The organism is Gemmiger formicilis, from assembly GCF_016901605.1.
GTDB classification, from domain to species: domain Bacteria; phylum Bacillota; class Clostridia; order Oscillospirales; family Ruminococcaceae; genus Gemmiger; species Gemmiger formicilis_B.
Genome location: NZ_JACJKP010000249.1, coordinates 1 through 3,062, shown reverse-complemented (window position 1 = coordinate 3,062; position 3,062 = coordinate 1). Strand labels below are relative to the sequence as shown.

General features: G+C 62.7%; 2 protein-coding genes and 1 pseudogene. 2 read left to right on the top strand and 1 reads right to left on the bottom strand.

Going from position 1 to position 3,062, the window contains the following annotated elements:
* Window positions 1–240, bottom strand: a pseudogene (locus tag H6B10_RS13670) (asparagine synthase (glutamine-hydrolyzing)); the annotation flags it as partial.
* Between the two features lie 157 nt (window positions 241–397).
* Between H6B10_RS13670 and H6B10_RS13665 the strand changes: the two are divergent.
* Window positions 398–1,597, top strand: a complete 1,200-nt coding sequence (locus tag H6B10_RS13665) for a helix-turn-helix domain-containing protein (RefSeq protein WP_204652109.1) — start codon at window positions 398–400, stop codon at window positions 1,595–1,597.
* Between the two features lie 73 nt (window positions 1,598–1,670).
* Window positions 1,671–2,867, top strand: a complete 1,197-nt coding sequence (locus H6B10_RS13660; RefSeq protein WP_204652108.1) for a hypothetical protein — start codon at window positions 1,671–1,673, stop codon at window positions 2,865–2,867.
* Window positions 2,868–3,062 lie beyond the last annotated feature (195 nt).

Below are 3,062 nucleotides of genomic sequence, written 5' to 3'. Positions count from 1 at the left end.
CGGGTAATTGTAGATCTCCCCGTTGAACACAACCGCCAGACGGCCATCCTCGTTGAACATGGGCTGGGGACCGCCGTCCAGGTCAATAATGGCCAGCCGCCGGTGCCCCAGTGCGGCGCGTCCTTCCACAAAAACACCCTGGCCGTCCGGCCCACGGTGGGCAATGCGCGCCAGCATTTTCTGCAGTACGGCCCCTTCCGCCTCACCCCGGGCTGTGACAAATCCCGCAATTCCACACATTCGGGTCCCCTCATTTCCGTTAAGCTGCTTTATAGTATGCGCAAAAATGCCCCTGCAACCACGGGTTGCCGGTTTGCCAAGGGAACTTGCTGGTGTTTTGGGGCACCCTGTGCTACAATGACGGTACAGAAAACGGCACAGAAAGGGGGCGGACACCATGACGTTGGGGGAAAGTATCCAGACTGCACGCAAGGCAAAAGGCCTGAGTCAGGAGGCCCTGGCCGAACAGGTGGGGGTCAGCCGTCAGGCGTTGGGCAAGTGGGAAAAGGACACTGCGCTGCCCAGCCTGGATAATCTGCAGGCGTTGGCAGCTGTGCTGGATGTGAGTGTGGATGTCCTGCTGGGAACGACGCAGGCTGACGGAACACCCGAACCGGCCCTGACGCTGGAAACGCTGCGGACGCTGCTGGAAGCCCGGGATGCCCAAAAGCGGCGGGGCATGCGGCTTTGGGGCGGTGCAGCCCTGGGGGCAGCGGCATTGCTGCTGTGTGTGCTGGTGGGGGTGGCCTGGCAGTATGACCGGCAGGTGGATGTCCTGCAGCAGAACTATCAGATGATGCAGGAGCAGTTCAGCCGCACCCAAAGCGAACTGTCGGCGCAGATTGAGGATTTACAGGCGGCGGTCCGCCAGGGGGAAGCCACGGTGCTGGGCTGGGGCTGGCAGCCTACCGGACGGGTGGTGCGGGACCTGGACGGCACCTGGGCACCGGTTACTGTGTGGGTCACGCCCCGCACGGTCACCGATGGCATGACCGCCCAGCTGATGTTGACTCACCGGGGCGGCCGGTACGATGGCACCACCGAACTGGTGGACCTGACGCCCGGTGCCGACGGTGTATACCGGGTGCCGGGAGAACTGATTTTTACAGCGGGGGAGACTGTGGAACTTTCGGTCCAGTGGAAAACGGCTGCCGGTACCGCTACCAACGAAAATTTGGGTACGGTGGAATGTACCGAGGAAATTTTCCGTCCGAAAATCATCTGGGGCTCTTCCGGTACCAGCCTTGCGTACGGGTACCGCACCCGGGAGAAAGATGGTCAGACGATGCTGACACTGACCCAGTATCCCGTGGAACTGGAGCTGGATTGTCCCGCCTGGATGCAGGTGCAGTCGGTGGAGGTGGAACTGCGGCTGGATGGCGCGGCCGGGGAACCGGCGGTTGAGATCGAACTGACTTGCGGCGGAGAATGGGAGAGCGGTGACCGCAGCGGGTCGATGTGGAGCGGCAACTTTTTGGATGCGGGAATGGAAGACGGTTGGCCTTACGAGGGCGGCATCGCCAGCTTTGTGGCCCGTGTGACCGACAGCGGCGGAAACGTCTGGACCGACACCCGTCCTCTTATGGAAAAATCGTAATACAGGAAAATTCCGGGACCCCGGCGCATAGCCAAGCCCTTTTGTCATACACTAAGACAAGGGGGTGATGGCTGTGGCCGGGGTCTTGCCTGTTTTGTTGGGCGGCGATGCCAATGTGTACGGTATGGCGCGCAGCTTTTACGAAGCATACGGGGTGCACAGCGTGGCTGTATGCAAAAAGACGCTGCCCGCTCTGGCCCACAGCCGTCTGGTGCAGGCTGCGGTACAAAATCCCAGGCTGGAAGAGGATGAGGTGTTCACCGCGGCTTTACAGGCACTGGCCGGGGCTTACCCGGACAAAACCTGTCTGCTGGTTTCCTGCGCCGATGGATACACCATGCAGCTGGCCCGCTGCCGTAAAGAATTAGCACCCTTGTACCGGTTTGCCTGCCCGCCGCCGGAGGTGGTGCAGTCACTGGGCACCAAAGAAGGCTTCGCGGCGGTGTGTGCGGCAAATGGGCTGCGCACACCCCAAAGTGTGACCCTGGCCTGCGGTGCGCCGCTGCCGGACCTGCCTTTTGGCTGGCCGGTAATCGTCAAACCGGCGGATTCCCCCGCCTATTGGAACTGCCGGTTCCCCGGCAAGCGGAAGGTGTATCTGGTGCAGGACCGTACCGAACTGGAACAGACGGTGGCAACGGTATCGCAGGGGGGATATACCGGTGCTTTGCTGCTGCAGGAATACATTCCGGGGCCGGATACAGCCCTGGGGGTGGTCAACGCTTATTGCGCCCGGGATGGCAGTGTTTCCTGGATGGTACAGGGGCAGGTGCTGCTGCAGGAGCGCACCCCCGAAGGCGTGGGCAACTATGGGGCCATCCTTACGGAACCTGCCCGCCAGGACACTGCGCTGCTGGCATCGCTGGCGGGGTTGCTGCGGCAAAGCGGCTGGCATGGATTTGCCAACTTCGATTTCAAATATGCACCGGACGGTACCCCCGTCCTTTTTGAGATGAATCCCCGCCAGGGGCGCGCATCCTACGCCTGTACGGCGGCGGGGGCTAATCTGGCACTGCCGCTGGTGGAGGACCTGGTACAGGAACAACCGGTTACATTGCCGGGCCTTCACCCGGCGGTGTGGCATACGGCACCGTGGCCGCTGGTACGGCGGCGCTGCCCTGATAAAAACCTGCTGCGCCGGGCAGAGGAACTGCGCCGGAACGGCTGCGGCTGCCGCCACCTGCTGGCCCGGGGCGAAGGCCCGGCCCGTTGGATGTGGTATTGGGTGCGGCAGGGCGCTTATGGGCGTAAGACCAGGCAGGAACGCTGACGGGCCGGCAGGCCCGTTTTTGGATTGGGAAGGAGGCCCCTTATGTGCGGCATTGTCGGTTTTGCCGAGAATTATCATGACCCGTCCCAGGCACGCCGCACCGTGCAGGCGATGGCGGAACTGATCCGTCACCGGGGACCGGACGGGGAAGGGCTGTATGCCGACGCCCGTGCGGCACTGGGGCACCGGCGGCTG

Coding starts and splice junctions, on each gene's coding strand:
- H6B10_RS13665 (WP_204652109.1), top strand. CDS start 398: ATGACGTTGGGGGAAAGTATCCAGACTGCACGCAAGGCAAAAGGCCTG.